20 protein-coding genes are annotated in these 20,239 nt (G+C 40.6%); 17 read left to right on the forward strand and 3 right to left on the reverse strand.

Annotated features, from left to right (window positions below; genetic code table 11):
- Positions 1-3 precede the first annotated feature (3 nt).
- From P3L40_RS02845 to tatC, 9 genes are all read left to right on the forward strand, one after another.
- Complete coding sequence (locus tag P3L40_RS02845) at positions 4-786, forward strand: tyrosine-protein phosphatase (RefSeq protein WP_036958312.1); 783 nt, start codon at positions 4-6, stop codon at positions 784-786.
- Between the two features lie 149 nt (positions 787-935).
- Positions 936-1,466: a DedA family protein gene (locus tag P3L40_RS02850; RefSeq protein WP_004260821.1), complete on the forward strand. Its 531-nt coding sequence runs from the start codon at positions 936-938 to the stop codon at positions 1,464-1,466.
- Positions 1,467-1,573: 107 nt separating this feature from the next.
- Entirely contained in the window at positions 1,574-2,929 is a 1,356-nt protein-coding gene (gene rmuC, locus P3L40_RS02855; RefSeq protein WP_004260819.1) for a DNA recombination protein RmuC, read from the forward strand.
- A 75-nt stretch (positions 2,930-3,004) separates the two neighbouring features.
- Positions 3,005-3,760 carry a bifunctional demethylmenaquinone methyltransferase/2-methoxy-6-polyprenyl-1,4-benzoquinol methylase UbiE gene (ubiE, locus tag P3L40_RS02860; RefSeq protein WP_004260818.1) on the forward strand — a complete coding sequence of 252 codons (756 nt, stop codon included), beginning with the start codon at positions 3,005-3,007 and terminating at the stop codon, positions 3,758-3,760.
- Position 3,761: 1 nt separating this feature from the next.
- Complete coding sequence (locus P3L40_RS02865; RefSeq protein ID WP_004260815.1) at positions 3,762-4,415, forward strand: SCP2 domain-containing protein; 654 nt, start codon at positions 3,762-3,764, stop codon at positions 4,413-4,415.
- Positions 4,402-6,036: a ubiquinone biosynthesis regulatory protein kinase UbiB gene (ubiB, locus tag P3L40_RS02870; RefSeq protein WP_004260814.1), complete on the forward strand. Its 1,635-nt coding sequence runs from the start codon at positions 4,402-4,404 to the stop codon at positions 6,034-6,036. The genes P3L40_RS02865 and ubiB overlap by 14 nt, the downstream gene beginning before the upstream one ends.
- A gap of 115 nt (positions 6,037-6,151) precedes the next feature.
- Positions 6,152-6,433, forward strand: a complete 282-nt coding sequence (tatA, locus tag P3L40_RS02875; protein WP_004260812.1) for a twin-arginine translocase TatA/TatE family subunit — start codon at positions 6,152-6,154, stop codon at positions 6,431-6,433.
- A 3-nt stretch (positions 6,434-6,436) separates the two neighbouring features.
- Positions 6,437-6,982, forward strand: coding sequence for a Sec-independent protein translocase protein TatB (gene tatB, locus P3L40_RS02880; RefSeq protein WP_004260808.1), 546 nt, complete (start codon positions 6,437-6,439; stop codon positions 6,980-6,982).
- 3 nt (positions 6,983-6,985) lie between these two features.
- Complete coding sequence (gene tatC / locus P3L40_RS02885; protein ID WP_004260806.1) at positions 6,986-7,753, forward strand: Sec-independent protein translocase subunit TatC; 768 nt, start codon at positions 6,986-6,988, stop codon at positions 7,751-7,753.
- 79 nt (positions 7,754-7,832) lie between these two features.
- Here tatC and rfaH read toward each other — a convergent pair whose 3' ends face one another.
- Entirely contained in the window at positions 7,833-8,327 is a 495-nt protein-coding gene (rfaH, locus tag P3L40_RS02890; protein ID WP_036958310.1) for a transcription/translation regulatory transformer protein RfaH, read from the reverse strand.
- 165 nt (positions 8,328-8,492) lie between these two features.
- Between rfaH and pepE the strand changes: the two genes are divergently transcribed.
- The 3 genes from pepE (at position 8,493) to fre (ending at position 11,658) form a co-directional block, all read left to right on the forward strand.
- Complete coding sequence (pepE, locus tag P3L40_RS02895) at positions 8,493-9,218, forward strand: dipeptidase PepE (RefSeq protein ID WP_004260803.1); 726 nt, start codon at positions 8,493-8,495, stop codon at positions 9,216-9,218.
- Positions 9,219-9,470: 252 nt separating this feature from the next.
- Positions 9,471-10,946, forward strand: coding sequence for a 4-hydroxy-3-polyprenylbenzoate decarboxylase (gene ubiD, locus P3L40_RS02900; RefSeq protein ID WP_004260801.1), 1,476 nt, complete (start codon positions 9,471-9,473; stop codon positions 10,944-10,946).
- Between the two features lie 10 nt (positions 10,947-10,956).
- Complete coding sequence (gene fre / locus P3L40_RS02905) at positions 10,957-11,658, forward strand: NAD(P)H-flavin reductase (protein WP_036958308.1); 702 nt, start codon at positions 10,957-10,959, stop codon at positions 11,656-11,658.
- 659 nt (positions 11,659-12,317) lie between these two features.
- On the opposite strand, the gene fadA is transcribed toward fre, so the two are convergent.
- Positions 12,318-13,484 (reverse strand): acetyl-CoA C-acyltransferase FadA, encoded by a 1,167-nt coding sequence (gene fadA, locus P3L40_RS02910; protein ID WP_036958307.1) that lies wholly within the window; start codon positions 13,482-13,484, stop codon positions 12,318-12,320.
- A 4-nt stretch (positions 13,485-13,488) separates the two neighbouring features.
- Complete coding sequence (fadB, locus tag P3L40_RS02915) at positions 13,489-15,681, reverse strand: fatty acid oxidation complex subunit alpha FadB (RefSeq protein WP_210852980.1); 2,193 nt, start codon at positions 15,679-15,681, stop codon at positions 13,489-13,491.
- A gap of 52 nt (positions 15,682-15,733) precedes the next feature.
- Between fadB and P3L40_RS02920 the strand changes: the two genes are divergently transcribed.
- From P3L40_RS02920 to hemG, 5 genes are read left to right on the forward strand one after another with little or no spacing between them, the layout of a single operon-like run.
- Positions 15,734-15,919, forward strand: coding sequence for a hypothetical protein (locus P3L40_RS02920; RefSeq protein WP_136134425.1), 186 nt, complete (start codon positions 15,734-15,736; stop codon positions 15,917-15,919).
- Between the two features lie 19 nt (positions 15,920-15,938).
- Positions 15,939-17,273: a Xaa-Pro dipeptidase gene (gene pepQ, locus P3L40_RS02925; protein ID WP_036958305.1), complete on the forward strand. Its 1,335-nt coding sequence runs from the start codon at positions 15,939-15,941 to the stop codon at positions 17,271-17,273.
- A complete protein-coding gene (locus tag P3L40_RS02930) occupies positions 17,273-17,887 on the forward strand; it encodes an IMPACT family protein (RefSeq protein WP_094961383.1) in 615 nt (204 codons plus the stop codon). The genes pepQ and P3L40_RS02930 overlap by 1 nt, the downstream gene beginning before the upstream one ends.
- A gap of 28 nt (positions 17,888-17,915) precedes the next feature.
- Positions 17,916-19,367: a Trk system potassium transporter TrkH gene (gene trkH, locus P3L40_RS02935; RefSeq protein ID WP_004260787.1), complete on the forward strand. Its 1,452-nt coding sequence runs from the start codon at positions 17,916-17,918 to the stop codon at positions 19,365-19,367.
- Positions 19,368-19,427: 60 nt separating this feature from the next.
- A complete protein-coding gene (hemG, locus tag P3L40_RS02940) occupies positions 19,428-19,952 on the forward strand; it encodes a menaquinone-dependent protoporphyrinogen IX dehydrogenase (protein WP_004260786.1) in 525 nt (174 codons plus the stop codon).
- The last annotated feature ends 287 nt before the right edge of the window (positions 19,953-20,239 follow it).

Raw genomic sequence — 20,239 nt, forward strand, 5'->3', positions numbered from 1 at the left:
ATTATGTCAACAACACCTTATCTTCATCCTTCTGTTTTGCCTTTAAAAGGCGGTATTAACTTCCGCGATCTTGGTGGTAAAAAACTCGCTAATGGTGGGAAGATCAAGCCTGGAGTCCTGTTTCGTTCCGGTGCGTTAGACCGATTGACTCAAGAGGACGAAGCTGTTCTACGTTCACAAAATCTTTTCCAAATCATTGATTATCGTGATGAAGCTGAAATCTTAGATAAGCCTGATGTCATTTGGCAAGGCGCGCATTATGTGCATGCACCAGCAAATCCGTTAGCAAAAGAGGTCACAGCAAATTTAGATAAACTTACGCCAGAAATATTGGAACAATTTGACCCGCAAGCTTTTATGTTCCGTTTATATGAATTATTACCACTGAACAATCCTGCTTATTACCAATTGGTCAATTTACTCAAACAGCCAGAAAAAGGTGGTATCGTACAACACTGTGCGGTAGGAAAAGACCGTACAGGAGTCGGGTCCGCATTAGTATTATTTGCTTTAGGTGCAGATTTAGACACTGTAATGGAAGATTACTTACTGACTAATGAAACACTTGCACCATACCGCAAGCATTTACTCGAAGAACATGCAAAAACGATGGACGAAAGCATTGTGAAAAAATTTGAGTATGTCTATTCGGTACGTGAAGACTTTTTAAGAATGGCTCTAAACAGTATTGAAAGCCATTATGGCAATGTTGACCAATGGCTAGAAAAAGATTTTGGCTTAGGAAGGCAACAACGAGAAGCACTGCAGAGTCAGTTTTTGGACTAAGTTTCACTTACTGTAAGATGAGTTGTGGATAATCCATTTTTCCGTATCCACAACTTAGTTTTTCTAAAAGTGTTTCTGCTTTGTTTAATCTTGATTTACCACTTTTTCGCTACAGTATTCTGATTATTCCCTAATGAAAGGAACTGACCGTGACACTCAATGAAATTGTCACCATAGTGACGGACTTTACACGCGAACATGAAGTATGGGCGCTTCCTATTATTTTCTTTTTGGCGTTTGGGGAATCTTTGGCATTTTTGTCACTCCTGTTACCAGCAACGGTTATTTTACTCGCGCTTGGCGCTTTAATTGGTGAAAGTAATATTACTTTCTGGCCAATATGGTTAGCAGCAGCTCTCGGTGCTTTCTTTGGGGACTGGCTCTCTTATTGGATTGGTTATCATTACAAAGAAAATGTACGCCATATGTGGCCGATTTCTCGTAACCCACAAATGATTGATAAAGGGCAGCGTTTCTTTGACCGATGGGGTATTTGGGGAATTTTCTTTGGGCGCTTCTTCGGGCCGTTACGAGCTATTGTTCCCTTGGTTGCAGGGATTTGCGCCATGCCACAACGGCATTTCCAACTTGCGAATATTGCTTCTGCGATGATTTGGGCATTTGGTATTTTAGCGCCGGGAGCGCTCGGCCTGAAATGGTTCGCAAGTTGGATAGGCTAAGCTTGCGAAGTGCTTCGCAAAATTTTCTTCGATGGCTAAATTACCTCTGGACACTTATACAGTATCCCATTACCTTACACTAGACTTTGTAAAGTAAGGATTTAACAGTGGATACCTCTCTTTTATATGCAGTTATTGGTGCGTTGAGTGGCGTTTTAGTTGGTGGTTTAGCCACTTGGTTCTCTATTGCCCAAAAAATTGCGCAAAAAGATCAGGAACTACAACAACTCAATCGCCAACTTGCTGCAAGTGACGAAAAAAACATCCACCTTGCGCAATGGAAAGAAGAGTATGACAGGCTAGATCAAGAATTGCGCACTCAAAGGGATATTAACCGAGAACAAGAAGCGGAGCTTCGCGAAGTTATCACTCGTTTTGAACAGAACCAGCTAGCCAACGAAGAAAAACAGCGAATTTTACAAAATAGCGAACAACGGCTGACAGCACAATTCGAAAACTTAGCAAATCGTATTTTTGAACAAAATGAGCGTCGTGCATCAGAGCAACAACAGAAAAGCCTATTGGCGATGCTGTCACCTTTTCGTGAGCAATTAGAAGGTTTTCGTCAGCAAGTTCAGCAAAGTTTTGGTGAAGAAGCGAAAGAACGCCACACTTTAGCCTATGAGATTAGGCAATTACAGCAGCTCAATAATCAAATGACCAAAGAAGCGGTTAACCTGACACGAGCCCTGAAAGGGGATAATAAAATTCAAGGAAACTGGGGGGAAACTATTCTTACCAGGATCCTCGAAGTCTCAGGTTTACGTGAAGGAAGTGAGTTTGAAACCCAAGTTAGCATCAATACAAGTTATAATAGCCGTTATCAACCGGATGTGATTATCCATCTTCCTGAAGGGAAAGATGTGGTTGTTGATGCCAAAATGTCGTTGGTTTCCTATGAACAGTACTTCAATAGCGAAGAGCCACATGAACAGCAACAGGCGTTAAAAAACCATGTGGCATCTATCCGCAATCACATGCGTATGCTAAGCCGCAAGGATTACCATCAGTTACCGGGAATTCGTTCATTAGATTACGTTTTAATGTTTATCCCTATTGAACCTGCGTATTTACTGGCTTTGAAAGAAGCTCCTGAGTTACTTGATGAAGGAATTAAACAGAATATTATGTTAGTTTGTCCTTCGACATTGTTAGTGGCGGTGAGGACAATTAATAATATTTGGCGGTATGAACGCCAAGGGCAAAATGCCCAGGAGATAGCAAATAGAGCAGCGAAAATGTATGACAAGCTGCGCTTGTTTGTGGATGATATGCAGGTTTTAGGCACCAGTCTTGATAAAGCAAATAATACTTACCTATCGGCAATGAAACGCCTTGCCGAAGGGCGTGGAAATTTAATTAGCCAGGCGGAAAGTTTTAAAGAGCTTGGGGTCGAAATTAAACAACCTATCCAACCCCAATTGGTTGAGCGATCAGATACGTCTAATTGTGCGGAATCTTAGACTTCTGATAGGGTTTTGGCCCAAAGACTGTTACACTTCCTACAAAAGTTTGAATGATAAGCAGGCATAAGAGAAATGACTGAACCAACTAAAGAAACCATTGATTTTGGTTTCCGTACTGTCGGCAAAGAAGATAAAGCTGGCCTAGTAGCGAATGTTTTTCACTCAGTAGCATCAAAATATGACTTAATGAATGATTTGATGTCATTCGGTATCCATCGTATTTGGAAGCGTTTTACCATTGAAGCGAGTGGGGTACGTCGTAATCAACGAGTACTTGACCTTGCAGGTGGAACGGGTGACTTAACCGCTAAATTTTCACGTTTAGTCGGTGAAAAAGGTGAGGTCATACTCGCAGATATTAATGATTCAATGCTAAAAATGGGGCGTGAGAAATTACGTGACCTAGGCATTGTTGGTAATGTTAATTATGTACAAGCCAATGCAGAAGAACTGCCATTCCCTGATAACTATTTTGATTGCATTACTATCTCTTTTGGTTTGCGTAATGTCACCGATAAAGACAAAGCGCTACGCTCTATGTTCCGAGTGTTAAAGCCGGGTGGGCGCTTATTGGTGTTAGAGTTCTCCAAGCCAATTATTGAGCCACTGAATAAAGCTTATGATGCCTATTCATTCCATATACTCCCTCGTATTGGTCAGGCGATCGTTAATGATCCCGATAGCTATCGCTATTTAGCTGAGTCAATCCGTATGCATCCAAACCAAGAAACACTAAAAGGTATGATGGAAAATGCAGGGTTTGAACAGGTGACGTACACTAATATGACAGGTGGAATTGTCGCATTGCATAAAGGGTTTAAATTCTAAGATGGAAGCACCATCAACACATACCGAAAATCAAAATACAGTTTTGTATTCTTTGATAACAGCATTGATGGAAACCTCTCTTAACCACATGTTGTTTAAAGAAAAAGTTCTACAGCCAGCTAGAATGCGCTTGGCCGGCAAGGTTATGGCTATTGAACTTAAAGAACTGAATAAAACGTTAACACTCGTTTTTGCTGAAAATCATGTTGATGTGTTAAGCCAGTGGGTTGAGCCTGCGGACTGTACCATTAAAACATCCATCTTTACGCTAGTTAAATTGAAAGACAAACAGCAATTATCTCAACTTATCAATCGTGGTGATATCGTGATTGAAGGGGATATGCAAATTGTACAGCACTGGTCTTCTTTACTTGACTTAGCAATTTGGAATCCTGCTCATTATCTATCACCTTACATTGGTGATGTTGCGGCAGAAGGTCTTAGCAAGTTCCTGAATAAAGGTGCTTGTCTTGCATCTCATTTAGTAAAACGGCAAAAAACGTATATCAAAGACGCAATAATTGAAGAATGGAAGATGGCGCCTAGCCAGCTTGAACTTGCTCATTTTAGTGATGAAGTTGAGCAAGTAGAAAATTCAATGAGTACACTTGAGCTACGTTTAAGCCAGTTGGAGGAGAAGAATGACACCCGGTGAAATAAAACGACTTTACTTCATTATTCGGGTTTTTCTCTCTTACGGATTAGATGAGTTAATCCCCAAAACTAAACTAACGTTACCATTGAGAATAGGTCGCTTAGGTTTCTTTTGGATTAAAAATAAGCATAAAGACAAAACATTGGGCGAAAGGCTTCGTCTCGCCCTTCAAGAACTCGGGCCAGTTTGGATCAAATTTGGCCAAATGCTATCGACTCGCCGAGATCTTTTCCCACCTGCAATCGCAGATCAATTGTCATTATTACAAGACAAAGTGGCAAGTTTTGATGGCAAACTGGCACGAGGCTATATTGAGGAATCTCTCGAAGGGCCTTTAGAACAGTGGTTTGATGACTTCGATGAACAAGCTTTAGCTTCTGCGTCTATTGCTCAGGTGCATACAGCAACGTTAAAAGAAAATGGTAAAGATGTTGTCATCAAGGTTATTCGCCCTGATATTCTGCCAATTATTAAAGCTGATATTAAGTTAATGTATCGTATTGCAAATTGGGTTCCTTTGCTGCCAGATGGGCGGCGATTAAGACCCAAAGAAGTCGTGCGTGAATACGAAAAAACCTTGATCGATGAGCTGAATTTGCTCCGTGAATCGGCAAATGCCATTCAGCTTCGTCGTAACTTTGAAAATAGCGCCATGCTGTATATACCAGAGGTATACCCAGATTATTGCCGTGAAAACGTGATGGTGATGGAGCGTATCTACGGGATCCCAGTTTCCGATATTACTGCGCTTAAAGCGCAGGGAACGAATATGAAACTGCTGGCAGAGCGTGGTGTTAAGGTCTTCTTTACACAAGTTTTCCGCGACAGCTTTTTCCATGCTGACATGCATCCAGGAAATATCTTTGTTAGTTACGATCATCCAGAGGACCCTAAATACATAGGGATAGACTGTGGGATAGTCGGCTCATTAAACAAAGAAGATAAGCGTTATTTGGCAGAAAACTTCATTGCCTTTTTTAATCGTGATTATCGTAAGGTAGCAGAACTGCACGTTGACTCCGGCTGGGTTCCTTCAGACACAAATGTGGAAGACTTTGAGTTTGCTATCCGTACCGTATGTGAGCCTATTTTTGAAAAACCATTAGCTGAAATTTCGTTTGGGCAAGTATTATTGAATTTATTTAATACAGCACGTCGTTTCAACATGGAAGTTCAACCACAGTTGGTATTATTACAAAAAACATTATTGTATGTAGAAGGCCTAGGACGGCAGCTTTACCCACAGCTTGATCTCTGGAAAACCGCAAAACCATTTCTAGAGGACTGGGTTCATAGCCAAGTAGGGATACCTGCAATTACTCAGGCATTAAAAGAAAAAGCACCTTATTGGGCAGAAAAAATGCCTGAAATACCGGATTTAATTTATGGTGCATTACGGCAGCATAAGTACTTACAATCAAATATCGATCAACTAACTCAACAACTGAAAAGTCAGCGTAATAAGCAGCGTAAATCTCAGTACCTTTTAGGTATCGGTGCTACATTTATTCTCTGTGGGACTCTATTCCTCATTTCTAATCTCACACCGTTTGGAATTGTATTTATGGTGGCAGGTGCACTGTCTTGGTTGTTTGGTTGGTGTAAAACCGGCGGAAATTAAGTAAACTTTGTTTTGCGACAAGTTTATAAGGCTGTGAACATTTCCGTATTTTGTGTTGGTTGTATATAATAGATCTAATAACAATTGATCCCAAAACTATATAGAGGTATTAACAATGGAATCAACTATTGCAATGGCTGCTTTCGGTAGTCCTTGGCAGCTCATTATCATTGCCTTACTTATTATTTTAATTTTCGGCACCAAAAAATTGCGTTCTTTAGGCTCAGATTTGGGTGAGTCACTCAAAGGCTTTAAAAAAGCAATGAACGATGACGAAAAAGCAAAAGCAGAACAAGAAAAGCAAGATGCTGACTTCGCACCTAAAAATATTACTGAACAACAGGCTGCTGAAAAGAAAGAAAGCCCAGTTGAGAGCAAAAACAAAGAGCAGGGTTAAACCGTGTTTGACATAGGTTTTAGTGAACTGTTGCTTATTGCAGTTATTGGTCTCGTTGTATTAGGCCCTGAGCGGTTACCAGTGGCAGTGAGAACTGTCGCTGGGTGGATCCGTGCGATGCGCTCTATGGCTGCAAATGTACAAAACGAGTTATCGCAAGAGTTAAAGCTGCAGGAGCTGCAAGAAACGCTGAAAAAGGTGGAAGAAAAAGCTAATTTAGAAGCGCTTTCTCCTGAACTTAAGCAGTCAATGGAAGAACTGCGTACAGCGGCACAATCGCTTAAAAGCGATTACCAAGCGACAACCAATGATATTGAAACAGAGTTAAACAAAGCAAAAGAGATCACTGACAGTTACGATAGTGCTGTAAAGGAAGCGAAAGATAATACTCAGCAGCCACCTGAAGAGTCTGATCCAAACCCTGAGCATGCTGCTAAAATGGCGGCTGTTGTTGAGGATGAAAAGCCAGAAGATTCAGTCGCCGTGAAAACAGTAGAATCACTCGATGCTAAAGTAAAAAACTCTAATCAAACTGAAAGTGAAAAATAACACATGGCTGTAAATGATACACAACCACTTATTAGCCACCTCATTGAACTTCGCAAACGGCTGTTAAACTGTTTAATTACAGTTTTAATTGTTTTTGCTGCGCTTGCTTATTTTTCAAATGATATCTATCGGCTGGTAGCAGCCCCTTTGATTGATAAGCTACCAGTAGGTTCGCAAATGAGTGCGACAGATGTGGCGTCAACATTCTTTACCCCAATTAAATTGACAATGATGGTTTCGGTTTTTGTATCGATACCGGTTATTCTCTATCAAATTTGGGCTTTTATTGCACCTGCCTTATACAAGCATGAACGCAAACTCATGTTGCCTTTGCTTGTTTCAAGTAGTTTCTTGTTTTATTTGGGAATGGCATTTGCCTACTTCGTTGTTTTTCCGCTCGCATTTGGTTTCTTTGTTAAAACGACCCCAGATAGCGTTAACTTTATTCCCGATATCAGTAAATATCTTAGTTTCGTCATGACATTATTTATGGCTTTTGGTGCGGCATTTGAAGTACCTATTGCAATTATTTTACTGTGTTGGACAGGCGTGACTACACCCGAATCTCTGAAACGTAAACGTCCTTATATTTTAGTTGGGGCATTTATCGTTGGGATGTTTTTAACGCCGCCAGATGTACTCTCTCAAACTTTGCTTGCTGTTCCAATGTATTTGCTTTTCGAGCTCGGAGTTTTACTATCCAATTTCTATGTTGGTAAAGGTAGAAACCGGCAAGAAGGGGCAGAGGAAGAAGAAAAAGAAGAGTCTTGATTTGCATTAAATTATCTTTAATTTGCAATGCAAAAAGGTGAAAAGCCCTTTAAGAAGGGCTTTTGATTGCTTAAAGCGTTCAATCTGTATTTTTTTTAAATTGCGTATTATCAACCACTTTAGGTACACTTTTATTTAAAATATTCAGTAAAAGAATAGAACGATACTCTCCATTAGGCTCATCAAAAATAGCTTGTACTCCCGCGAAAATACCTTCGGTAATTGTCACTTGGTCGCCATGTTTTGGTATATCTGGTGCGACGGAATAACTAACGGGGGTTTGTTGTAATAGCTCAATAATTTCTTCGGGGACTTCCGTCGGAAACTGGCCAAAACGAATAAAATGGCTAACCCCTCTTGTTGATTGGATGGTTGTCGTATGAATTTCATTATGATCAAATTTCACAAATAAGTAGTTTGGAAACAGGGCTTCTTGCACTGTCACCCTTTTCCCTCTAACCACCTTTTCCATTTCAGTCATGGGCGTCATACAAACAACATTCTGTCGGTTTAAATGCTCCATAGCCCGTTCAATTTGGCCGCGTTTGCAATAAAGCAAATACCATTTTTCCATTTTTTTGAATTCCATCTGACAAAACTATGTTTATGATAACAAATTACGACATAACAATGTGACTAATGAAGAGCAGCACCATATTATTGATATTCTTAGGTCTATATTAACCGAATATAGTCTTATGATAACTGTAATGCAAAAAACAAATCAGTAGGAGACATAATGGATATCTTTTTGTTGAGTAACGGTAAGCTACCGGGCAACCCGGTATGGCTCAGCTACGCCTTACCTCGAATCAAAGAAATGATTGTTCGTAAGAACATAAAGTCAGCAGTTTTGGTTCCGTATGCAGTTCTTCGCGGTTCACATGACGAAAGAGCAGAACAGCTTTCAGATGCGTTGGGAATAAAAGTTACGTCTATTGAGCACTTTTCTAGTCCTGTGGAAGCGATTGAGCAGGCAGAATGTATTCTTGTGAGTGGTGGTAACACTTGGTGGTTGAATAAATGCCTACATGAGAACGGGTTGATAGTTGCGATTCAACGTGCGGTTCGTGAGCGTGGTGTGCCATATATCGGCTGGAGTGCAGGATGCAATGTAGCAACTCCAAGTATCCGTACTACGAATGATATGCCTGTTAGTAATGCTGCAATTATGCCATCTCTGGGGCTATTTCCATTACAAATTAACCCTCATTATATTGATGCTCATATTTCTGGTCATATGGGCGAAACTCGTGATGAACGATTACAAGAATTTTGTGTGATTAATCCTCATGAAGTTGTTGTTGCGCTAAGGGAGGGAAGTGGGTTACAAATTAAAGGTAATGAACTTCATTATTTCAGCGGAAAAGATGAAGGTTTTAAACTATTTCAACATAATAAAACATTCTCAGAACAATTTGATACTTTACTATTAGAAAAATTAGTCCCTTTTGATTGCCAGTAAAATGGTATACTAAACCAGAAAAAGATTGATTTTAAAGTATTTTATACCCTAAATAATTTGAGCTACAGGAAGGCGACAAGGGAAGATAGACGAAGAGCATAGATAAACTATGTGACTCGGCTAGCTGAGCGTAGTCACTTATACTTCAACGAAAAGCGCTGTAACTTGAAGGATTAAGGGTATAGACAGTAACTTGTAACCTTGGCCGGACGTCTTATAATGGGACTCCCTCTGTAACAGTAAAAGAAGATAATGAAATACCGTGACCTTAGAGATTTCATCTCGCAACTTGAGAAACAAGGCGAGCTAAAACGCATTACAATGGAAGTCGACCCCTATTTGGAAATGACTGAAATTGCAGATCGCACACTAAGAGCAGGGGGACCGGCCCTATTATTTGAAAATCCCAAAGGCTATAACATGCCAGTCTTGTGTAACCTTTTCGGAACAACTAAACGTGTTGCAATGGGGATGGGGCAAGAAGACATAAAAGCATTACATGATGTAGGCAAATTACTCGCTTTTCTGAAAGAGCCCGATCCTCCGAAAGGCTTTCGTGACCTTTTCGATAAACTACCAAAATTCAAGCAAGTGCTAAATATGCCTGCAAAACGGCTAAGCTCTGCGCCTTGTCAGGAACAAATTTGGGCCGGTGAAGACGTTGACCTTACAAAAATCCCAGTTATGCATTGTTGGCCTGAAGATGCCGCTCCATTAATTACATGGGGGCTGACAGTGACTAAAGGCCCACATAAAGAAAGGCAAAACTTAGGTATTTATCGTCAGCAAGTTCTTGGAAAAAACAAAGTTATTATGCGTTGGTTGTCTCATCGCGGTGGCGCTCTGGATTTTCAAGAATGGTGCCAAGCGCATCCCGGTGAAAAATTTCCTGTTGCAGTCGCCCTGGGTGCAGACCCAGCAACCATTTTAGGCGCGGTAACACCGGTTCCTGACACATTGTCAGAATATGCTTTTGCGGGGTTATTGCGTGGTAATAAAACCGAGGTTGTTAAATGCATATCGAATGACCTTGAAGTTCCCGCTGGCGCTGAAATTATTTTAGAAGGGTATATTGAGCCAGGTGAAATGGCTCCTGAAGGCCCTTATGGTGACCATACCGGTTATTATAATGAAATAGACAGTTTCCCGGTATTTACTGTGACTCATGTGACTCAGCGTCGTGATGCAATTTATCATTCAACTTATACGGGAAGGCCACCAGATGAGCCCGCAGTATTAGGGGAAGCGTTAAACGAAGTCCTTGTTCCCATTCTTCAAAAACAATTTCCTGAAATTGTTGATTTTTATCTTCCTCCTGAAGGGTGCTCGTATCGTCTTGCCGTCGTAACAATGAAAAAACAATATGCAGGACATGCTAAAAGAGTCATGATGGGAGTCTGGTCATACCTGCGCCAATTCATGTACACTAAGTTTGTTATTGTTTGTGATGACGATATTAATGCACGGGACTGGAAAGATGTTATCTGGGCAATTACAACTCGGATGGATCCTGCCCGTGACACCGTGATGATGGAAAACACACCAATAGATTATCTCGACTTCGCTTCCCCTGTGTCTGGGCTGGGTTCAAAAATGGGGCTTGATGCCACCAATAAATGGCCGGGTGAGACAGATCGTGAATGGGGGCGTCCTATCGTAATGACAGAGAGCGTTAAATCTCGCATTGATGATATTTGGGAACAATTAAATATTTTTGACAAAAAATAAGAGGGAAACCATGGCAACTTTAAGCTGTAAAGTAACATCTGTTGAATCTATCACGGATACGGTTTATCGGGTGATTTTGTTGCCAGATGGTCCTTTTCATTTTAAAGCAGGCCAATATTTAATGGTCGTGATGGATGAGCGTGACAAACGACCATTTTCAATGGCTTCAACTCCTCACAATAAAGAAACTATTGAGTTACATATCGGTGCTTCTGAAATCAATCTATATGCAATGGCAGTAATGGATAGAATTTTGGATCAAAAACGTATTGATATCGACATCCCACATGGTAAAGCTTGGTTTCGAGAAAATAGCAGTAATGCCATGATCTTAATTGCTGGTGGAACAGGTTTTTCCTATACCCACTCAGTATTGCTTGCGGCTTTAGCTGAAAACCCGAATCGTGATATCACTTTCTATTGGGGTGGTCGTCAATTGGAGCACTTATACGATCTTGGCGAATTACAGGCTCTTAGTGAAAACTATCCTAATTTAAAGATCACACCAGTTGTAGAGCAACCAGATGAACTATGGCGAGGCAGAACAGGAACGGTTCTGAGTGCAGTGCTAGAAGATTTCGGTGACTTATCAGGCCATGATATCTATATTGCAGGCCGTTTTGAAATGGCGAAAATAGCTAGAGAACGGTTTTGTAATGAGCGCGGAGGTAAACCGGAGCAGTTATTCGGTGATGCTTATGAATTCATTTAACCCGTCCTAGTTCGAATTGTAGGGGTGTTGGCTTCATTCATTCGCCCTAGTCACATACTTTTGTATGCTCCTAGGGTCTCATTCATTTGCCGCCTATCGATAATCCGAACTATGAGGGTTAAACTTGTTATGGCTTTTGCGTGAAAACAGGCTAGTTCAAGTTGTAGGGGGTTGGCTTCATTCATTCGCCCTAGTCACATACTTTTGTATGCTCCTAGGGTCTCATTCATTTGCCGCCTACCTACAACCCGAACTATGAGGGTTAAACTTGTTATGGCTTTTGCGTGAAAACAGGCTAGTTCAAGTTGTAGGGGGTTGGCTTCATTCATTCGCCCTAGTCACATACTTTTGTATGCTCCTAGGGTTTCATTCATTTACCGCCTATCGATAATCCGAACTATGAGGGTTAAACTTGTTATGGCTTTTGCGTGAAAACAGGCTAGTTCAAGTTGTAGAGGGGGTTGGCTTCATTCATTCGCCCTAGTCACATACTTTTGTATGCTCCTAGGGTCTCATTCACTTGCCGCCTATCGATAATCCGAACTATGAGGGTTAAACTTGTTGTGGATATTTGGCTTGAAAGAGGCAAAAAAAACCCGCCCCTGACTAGGCGGGAACATCGACAAAATACAATGTTTGCGAAAACTAAAAATAAATTGTTAAACTCGTTCGATAATTGTGGCTATACCTTGGCCGAACCCGATACACATGGTGGCTAAACCAAACTGTTTATCGTTTTGTTCTAAATGATTAAGTAAAGCTGTTGAAATTCTTGCTCCTGAACATCCCAAAGGATGGCCAAGTGCAATAGCCCCTCCGCTGAGATTTACTTTATCATCTAATTGGTTCTCTGATAGCTTCAAGCCTTTTAGACATGCAATAGATTGTGCCGCAAAAGCTTCATTTAATTCAATAATATCAATATCATTTAAAGTTAGTCCTGCGCGCTTTAACGCGAGCTCACTTGCTGGCACAGGCCCAAATCCCATGATTGATGGATCACAACCAACAACGGCCATTGCGCGTATTTTAGCTCGTGGTTTAATTCCTTGTTGCGTGGCATAACTTTCGCTAGTCAGTAACATCGCAGACGCACCGTCAGATAGAGCAGATGAATTACCTGCGGTCACCGTCCCACTAACGGGGTCGAAGGCAGGGCGAAGAGCTGCTAAACCTTGCAAGCTTGCATCAAAGCGAATCACTTCGTCATAATTTACTGAAATGAGGTTACCTGTGGCATCATGGCCATTAATTGGAACGATCTCGTTATTGAACTTCCCTTTTTCCGTTGCTAGGGCTGCAAGTCGGTGGGATCTCAATGCAAATGCATCTTGCTCTTCTCGGCTAATTTTATACATTTTGGCAAGCATTTCAGCGGTCAGTCCCATAGCGCCTGCGGCTTTAGCAACTCGTAAAGTCAGTTTAGGGTTGAAATCTATACCATGAGTCATTGGTACGTGACCCATATGCTCCACTCCACCAATGAGTACTGATTTAGCATCACCCGTCATAATTAACCGGCTCGCATCATGTATTGCTTGCATTGATGAACCACAAAGGCGATTTACTGTAACGGCAGGAACCGTATGAGGTATATCCGTGAGTAATGCTGCGTTTTTAGCAATATTAAACCCTTGCTCCAGTGTTTGCTGAACACAACCCCAGATGATGTCATCCAATTCTTTGTTACTTGCGTTTGGATTTCGTTCAAAAATTGCATTCATGAGGTGTGCAGAAAGGTCTTCAGCTCTAACATGGCGAAATACCCCACCTTTTGAACGGCCCATTGGTGTACGTATTCCATCAATAATGACGACATTTTCCATAAAATTAACCTCTCGCAACTTTTTTGACATCAATCGCCACTACAGGTGGCTGTGGGTAATATCTTGCATTGGTAGCCGCTTTTTCTTTTAAGCCATTAGGTGCATGATATAGAGGACTTAAATGCTGTAAAGATTCCGTCGTTTTTAAGTAAGACTGGCTGCCTAAGGTATCTAAATAGCAGAACACCCCTCCTCTAAATGGTGGAAAGCCTAAACCATAAACTAAAGCAATATCTGCATCTGAAGGGCTCTGAATAATACCTTCCTCTAAGCAACGAACAACTTCGTTAATCATAGGAGCCATCATTCGAGCAATAATTTCTTCTTTGGTGAAAGTACGCTTTGTTGGGCAAATAGTCGCAAGTAATTCATCAGCTCGAGGGTCATCAATTTTTTTCGGTTTCCCTTTTTTATCTTTTTCATATTGATAAAACCCTTGGCCATTCTTTTGGCCAAATCGTTGTTGTTCATACATCACATCGATGGCATTTTTGCCTTTTTTCCCCATTCGTTCAGGAAAACCTTGAGCCATAACTTGCTCTGCATGAAAAGCAGTATCAATACCAACAACATCAAGAAGATAAGCAGGCCCCATTGGCCAGCCAAACTCTTTTTCCATGACTTTGTCTATTTCTCTAAAGTCAGCTCCATCTTGTAGCAGTAAATTAAAGCCTGCAAAATAAGGAAAAAGTACCCGGTTAGCAAAGAAGCCAGGGCAGTCATTGACAACAATAGGGGTTTTCCCCATTTTATTGGCGTAGGCAACAACCTTGGCAACAGTGTTATCAGAAGTTTGTTCTCCTCGGATAACTTCCACTAATGGCATCCGATGCACTGGGTTAAAAAAGTGCATACCGCAGAAATTTTCTGGACGTTTTAGTGATTTTGCGAGGGTTGAAATTGGAATGGTTGATGTATTTGAAGCCAGTATAGTTTCACTTGTTACTAAGGACTCAACTTCAGATAATACAGCGGCTTTGACTTTCGGGTTCTCAACAACGGCTTCAACGACGATTTGGCTATTTTCCACCCCGTTGTAAGATAATGAGGGATGAATAGATGATAAGGTTGCCGCCATTTTCGCTGCGGTGATTTTTCCACGTTCAAATTGATTATTTAATAGCTTTTGTGCCTCTTCAATCCCTAAGTCTAATGACTTAACATTAATATCCTTCATTAAGACCGGCATGCCTTTACTGGCAGATTGATAAGCAATGCCTCCGCCCATAATCCCTGCACCTAATACGGTAGCATGCGTTGGAATATCAACATGTTGTGCGATTTTTTTACTGTTTGACTTAACTTGTTGGTCATTTAGAAAAATATTCACTAAAGCACGTGCAACATCACTATGCGCTAGAGGAACAAATGCAGCTGTTTCATGCTTTAAGGCCTCATCACGAGTACAATTTGCTGCCTTTTCAATCGTATTTACAGCAGTCATAGGCGCTGGATAGTGTTTGCCTGCAACCTTGTACACCATCCCCTTAGCGACATTGAAACTCATTGTTTGCTCAATAGGTTTCAATTGTAGAGGACTAAGTTTAGGTTGGCGTTTCTTTTGCCAATTGAAGGCCCCTGCAATTGCAGATTCAATGACTTGCAGTGCTGATTGTGCAAGAGCTTCTGTATTAACAACCGCGTCAATCAGGCCAAGTTTTAAAGCTTGGGAGGCATCGACATCTTTACCCGCAGTAATAATTTCTAATGCGCTATCCAAACCAATTAATCGAGGAAGCCGAACGGAACCACCAAAGCCAGGCATGATCCCAAGTTTTGTTTCAGGAAGCCCAATTCGAGCATCAGGTGAAGCGATGCGAAAATCAGTGGATAAAATGCATTCACAGCCACCACCTAATGCATAGCCATTAATGGCACAAATCGTTGGAACAGGTAGGTCTTCAATGCGATTAAAAATACTATTAGCGTAGTGCAACCAATCGCTTAGTGTTTCTTTTGACGCTTCAAAGAGTGAAAGAAACTCTTTGATATCAGCGCCAACAATAAAAGCGGGTTTATCAGAACGGAAAATTACACCTTGCAGCTCGGTTTGTTGCTCAAGAACAGACACGGCTTCATCAAGTGAAGCAACGGTGTGGGTATCCAATTTATTAATTGGCCCTGGTGAGTTAAAAACCAGTTCTGCAATCCCTTGTTTCAACCATTGAATATAGATAGTGTCACTTTGATAAAGCATTCTGCTCTCCTCTACGTGGTAGTGTTATCTGGTACGACCAGATGGGGTGAGTGTGACTAGAATGTTAAGTAATTGCAAACTTTTAATAACAAAAATGGAAGATTGGTCACAGCAATTAAGCGAAATAATTAATGATTTAAATGATAAAAATATTATATATCAATTGGTTAATTATGGTTTGCAACAGAGTGCATATCCGTTAATAACAGAACGTGGTAAGCTTGATTTTTCTAATTAATGCTGAAAGGTTGAAAGAAATGGAAAAACTGACTGCACTCTACGCTGAACACATTAAAACGTTACAAAACAGAACTCAGCAAGTTTTACAGCGCAGCAAATTAGATGCCATATTGATTCATTCAGGTGAACCCCTACGCATCTTTCTTGATGATAGCGACTATCCTTTTAAAGTTAATCCTCATTTCAAAGCGTGGGTGCCTGTTACTGATGTTCCACATTCATGGTTATTAGTTGATGGCGTAAATAAGCCTAAGCTATGGTTTTATTCACCTGTTGATTATTGGCATAGTGTTGAACCACTGCCGAACAGTTTTTGGACCAAAGATATTGAGTTAATCCATTTAAAAAATGCAGATGACATTAAAACCTTCCTAGCAAGTCTACCGAAAGAAAATGTGGCTTATATTGGTTCTGCAACTGCAAGGGCTGAGTCATTAGGGATTTCGCTACATAATATCAATCCCAAACCTGTTTTAGATTACTATCATTATCATCGTTCTTATAAAACAGATTATGAACTTTACTGCATGCGTGAAGCGCAAAAAATGGCTGTAAATGGGCACCTCGCTGCTCTTGAAGCATTTCGCGCAGGAATGAGTGAGTTTGATATTAATATCAGTTATTTACAATCAACCGGGCATCGAGATACCAATGTTCCTTATGGTAACATTGTTGCACTGAATGAAAATGCAGCTGTATTGCATTACACTAAACTACAGCAAACGGTACCGAACGAATTACGCAGCTTTCTTATTGATGCAGGTGCTGAATATAACGGTTATGCTGCTGATATTACGAGAACTTATGCTGCAAAAGGGAAAGATGAATTTGCTGAATTAGTTGCGGATGCCAATACGGAACAGCTCGCTTTAATTGATACAATCAAGGCGGGTGTACGCTACACAGACTATCATGTAGATATGCATCATAGAATTGCTAAGATACTGACTAAACATGATATTATTAAAGGTATTAGTGAAGAGTCAATGGTGGAAAGTGGTTTAACAACGCCATTTTTGCCTCACGGTTTAGGGCATCCGCTTGGTTTACAAGTTCATGATGCTGCTGGTTTTATGCAAGATGACAGTGGTACACATCTCGCGGCTCCTAAAATGTATCCATTCTTGCGTTGTACTCGTGTTTTAGAACCTAAAATGGTGTTAACTATCGAGCCTGGGCTCTACTTCATTGAATCTCTATTATCTGAATGGAGAAATGGGGAGTTTAGCCAGCACTTTAATTGGGATAAAATCGAGTTCTTCAAACCTTACGGTGGTATTCGTATTGAAGATAATATTGTGATCCACGCAAATCGTATTGAAAATATGACTCGAGACTTACATTTACGTTAATGAAACCTTATTTAATACCGGCTGAAACTATTTCTTTTACAGAAGAGATCAAAAAAAGCCAATTTATTACGTATTTAGCTCATACAGATGGTATTGAAGCGGCAAAAGATTATATTCAATCAATTAAAACTCAATACCCAGATGCCCGGCACCATTGCTGGGCATTTGTTGCTGGCCGGCCTGATGATTCACAAAAGTTAGGGTTCTCTGATGACGGGGAACCGACAGGAACAGCAGGAAAGCCCATTATGGCGCAACTATTAGGTAGCAACCTAGGGGAGGTTACCTGTGTCGTCGTGCGTTATTTTGGTGGAATAAAGCTAGGGACGGGGGGGCTCGTTAAAGCCTATGGAAATGGTGCCCAGCAAGCATTAAAAATATTACCCACAAAGACAAAAGTACCACAAAAAATCTTTAACTTAGAGTGTGACTATTCATTGATTAATGCAATTGAACAACTGCTTGTTCAAGTGAATGGCACGGTTTTGCACAGTGATTATAATGAAACTGTCTCTTTACAAATTGCAATTCCTGCTACTCTTGAGCAGGAGGTCAATGATAAATTACGCGATGTAAGTCGTGGAGCCTTAACGCTCACGCCAGAATCGGAATAGTAAACAGTTTTATCAAGGAACCTGCCGAATGCATTTTCGTGCAATAACCCGTATAGTCGGGCTGCTTGTCATCATCTTTTCTTTTACCATGGTTATTCCTGGTATTGTTGCGCTAATTTATCGAGATGGTGCAGGGCGAGCTTTTAGCCAGACTTTTGTCACTGCTTTGCTAATTGGCCTTTTTTTGTGGCTACCAACCCGTAATAGCCGGCACGAACTTAAAGCAAAAGAAGGTTTTCTTATTGTTGTTTTATTTTGGACTGTGCTGGGAAGCGTTGGGGCATTGCCGTTTATTTTTTCGGAAAGACCCAATCTTTCGGTAACTGATGCTTTTTTTGAATCTTTTTCAGGCTTGACTACAACTGGTGCGACAACGCTAACAGGGCTTGATTCCTTGCCCAAAGCTATTTTGTTTTATCGGCAAATGCTTCAATGGCTTGGGGGGATGGGGATAATTGTACTCGCAGTTGCAATCTTACCGCTTTTGGGCGTTGGGGGAATGCAGCTATACCGCGCAGAAATGCCGGGTCCTTTGAAAGACAATAAAATGCGCCCTCGTATTGCAGAGACGGCAAAAACATTATGGCTTATCTATGTTCTACTCACAATTGCTTGTGCGGTGGCTTTATGGATAGCCGGAATGGATGTTTTTGATGCCATTTCTCACAGTTTTTCAACCATTGCTATCGGTGGGTTTTCAACTCATGACGCCAGTATTGGTTATTTCAACAGCCCTGCAATTAATACTATTATTGGTATTTTCCTGATTATCTCCGGTTGTAACTTCGGTTTGCACTTTGCTGTATTAACCGGACGTAGTTTGGGAATTTATTGGCGCGATCCCGAATTTAGAATGTTCATAAGTTTCCAATTTGTCTTAGTGGTCATTTGTACTTTAGTGCTTATGTTTCATTCTGTTTATAGTAGTTTTGGTCAAACGCTTGACCAAGCCTTCTTCCAGGTTGTTTCAATGGCAACGACGGCTGGTTTTACAACGGATAGCTTTTCAGGATGGCCTCTTTTCTTACCAATGCTTCTATTATGTGCTGCATTTGTTGGGGGGTGTGCAGGCTCGACAGGTGGTGGGTTAAAAGTTATTCGTATCTTGTTACTTTTCTTACAAGGTTCACGTGAGTTAAAACGCTTAGTTCATCCTAATGCAGTCTACACAATCAAACTGGGGCAAAGAGCATTACCAGAAAGAATAATTGAAGCCGTTTGGGGGTTCTTTTCTGCCTATGCACTTGTTTTTGTCGTTAGCTTATTGTTGTTGATCGCAACAGGTGTTGATGAGTTTTCTGCGTTTTCAGCAATAGCGACCACACTCAATAACTTGGGACCAGGTCTTGGGACTGTCGCAGATAACTTCACATCAATGAACCCAACTGGGAAATGGATTTTAGTGGTGACTATGTTATTTGGGCGCTTAGAGGTTTTCACTTTATTAGTGTTACTGACACCCACTTTTTGGCGTGAATAGTCGAGCGCCATTAATAAATAATATTACCTATATAGAAATGATAATAATCTAGGAACAATAATGAGCTATTTACTTTTACATTCCAGTACGGATGGGCAAACTAAAAAAATTATTTTAAAAATAGCGGAACAACTGAGGAATTCAGGTCGTGAATGCGATATTCGTGATTTAAATACTGACCAACAGCTTAATTTATCAGGTTACGATAAAGTATTGGTAGGAGCATCCATTCGTTATGGGCATTTCAATAAAAAACTACAACGCTTTGTGACCTCCCATCAAAATCAATTGAACTCAATGAAAACAGGTTTTTTTGCTGTGAATTTGACGGCAAGAAAAGAAGGTAAGAATACAGTAGAAACTAACGCATATACGCGGAAGTTTTTAGAAGCGTGCCCTTGGAAGCCAACATTGAAATCTGTTTTTGCCGGCGCACTGTTTTACCCTCGTTATACATGGTTTGATAGAATGATGATCCGCCTAATTATGAAAATGACGGATGGCCCAACCGATCCAAAAACAGAAGTTGAATATACTAATTGGGAAAAGGTAGCCGAATTCGCAACTGAATTTGATAGTTTGTAGGTCGTAATTTCAACAAAATGTAGTTATTTTACGTTTTTTGTTTAATAAATCATCGCTTGGTAAAATAAATCAAAAAAACACTTGCGAGAATTTTTCGACTCCCTATAATGCGCATCCGTTGTCACGACAAACCGGTTAGAAGAAAACTTCATAACCCAGTGATAACAGAGGTGAGAAAGAAAAAAGTTAAAAATAAACGCTTGACTTTCTAAATAAAAAACGTATTATACGACACCTCGCGACAACGACCTGACTCACGAAGTTGGGTTCGAAAATCAAAAGATTTA

Origin of the sequence: Providencia sp. PROV040, assembly GCF_032706145.1 — a bacterium.
Classification (GTDB): domain Bacteria; phylum Pseudomonadota; class Gammaproteobacteria; order Enterobacterales; family Enterobacteriaceae; genus Providencia; species Providencia hangzhouensis.

Coding starts and splice junctions, on each gene's coding strand:
- ubiB (WP_004260814.1), top strand. CDS start 4,402: ATGACACCCGGTGAAATAAAACGACTTTACTTCATTATTCGGGTTTTT.
- tatA (WP_004260812.1), top strand. CDS start 6,152: ATGGAATCAACTATTGCAATGGCTGCTTTCGGTAGTCCTTGGCAGCTC.
- tatC (WP_004260806.1), top strand. CDS start 6,986: ATGGCTGTAAATGATACACAACCACTTATTAGCCACCTCATTGAACTT.
- pepE (WP_004260803.1), top strand. CDS start 8,493: ATGGATATCTTTTTGTTGAGTAACGGTAAGCTACCGGGCAACCCGGTA.
- P3L40_RS02930 (WP_094961383.1), top strand. CDS start 17,273: ATGAAACCTTATTTAATACCGGCTGAAACTATTTCTTTTACAGAAGAG.
- ubiD (WP_004260801.1), top strand. CDS start 9,471: ATGAAATACCGTGACCTTAGAGATTTCATCTCGCAACTTGAGAAACAA.
- hemG (WP_004260786.1), top strand. CDS start 19,428: ATGAGCTATTTACTTTTACATTCCAGTACGGATGGGCAAACTAAAAAA.
- P3L40_RS02845 (WP_036958312.1), top strand. CDS start 4: ATGTCAACAACACCTTATCTTCATCCTTCTGTTTTGCCTTTAAAAGGC.
- ubiE (WP_004260818.1), top strand. CDS start 3,005: ATGACTGAACCAACTAAAGAAACCATTGATTTTGGTTTCCGTACTGTC.
- pepQ (WP_036958305.1), top strand. CDS start 15,939: ATGGAAAAACTGACTGCACTCTACGCTGAACACATTAAAACGTTACAA.
- fre (WP_036958308.1), top strand. CDS start 10,957: ATGGCAACTTTAAGCTGTAAAGTAACATCTGTTGAATCTATCACGGAT.
- fadA (WP_036958307.1), bottom strand. CDS start 13,484: ATGGAAAATGTCGTCATTATTGATGGAATACGTACACCAATGGGCCGT.
- P3L40_RS02865 (WP_004260815.1), top strand. CDS start 3,762: ATGGAAGCACCATCAACACATACCGAAAATCAAAATACAGTTTTGTAT.
- rfaH (WP_036958310.1), bottom strand. CDS start 8,327: ATGGAAAAATGGTATTTGCTTTATTGCAAACGCGGCCAAATTGAACGG.
- fadB (WP_210852980.1), bottom strand. CDS start 15,681: ATGCTTTATCAAAGTGACACTATCTATATTCAATGGTTGAAACAAGGG.
- trkH (WP_004260787.1), top strand. CDS start 17,916: ATGCATTTTCGTGCAATAACCCGTATAGTCGGGCTGCTTGTCATCATC.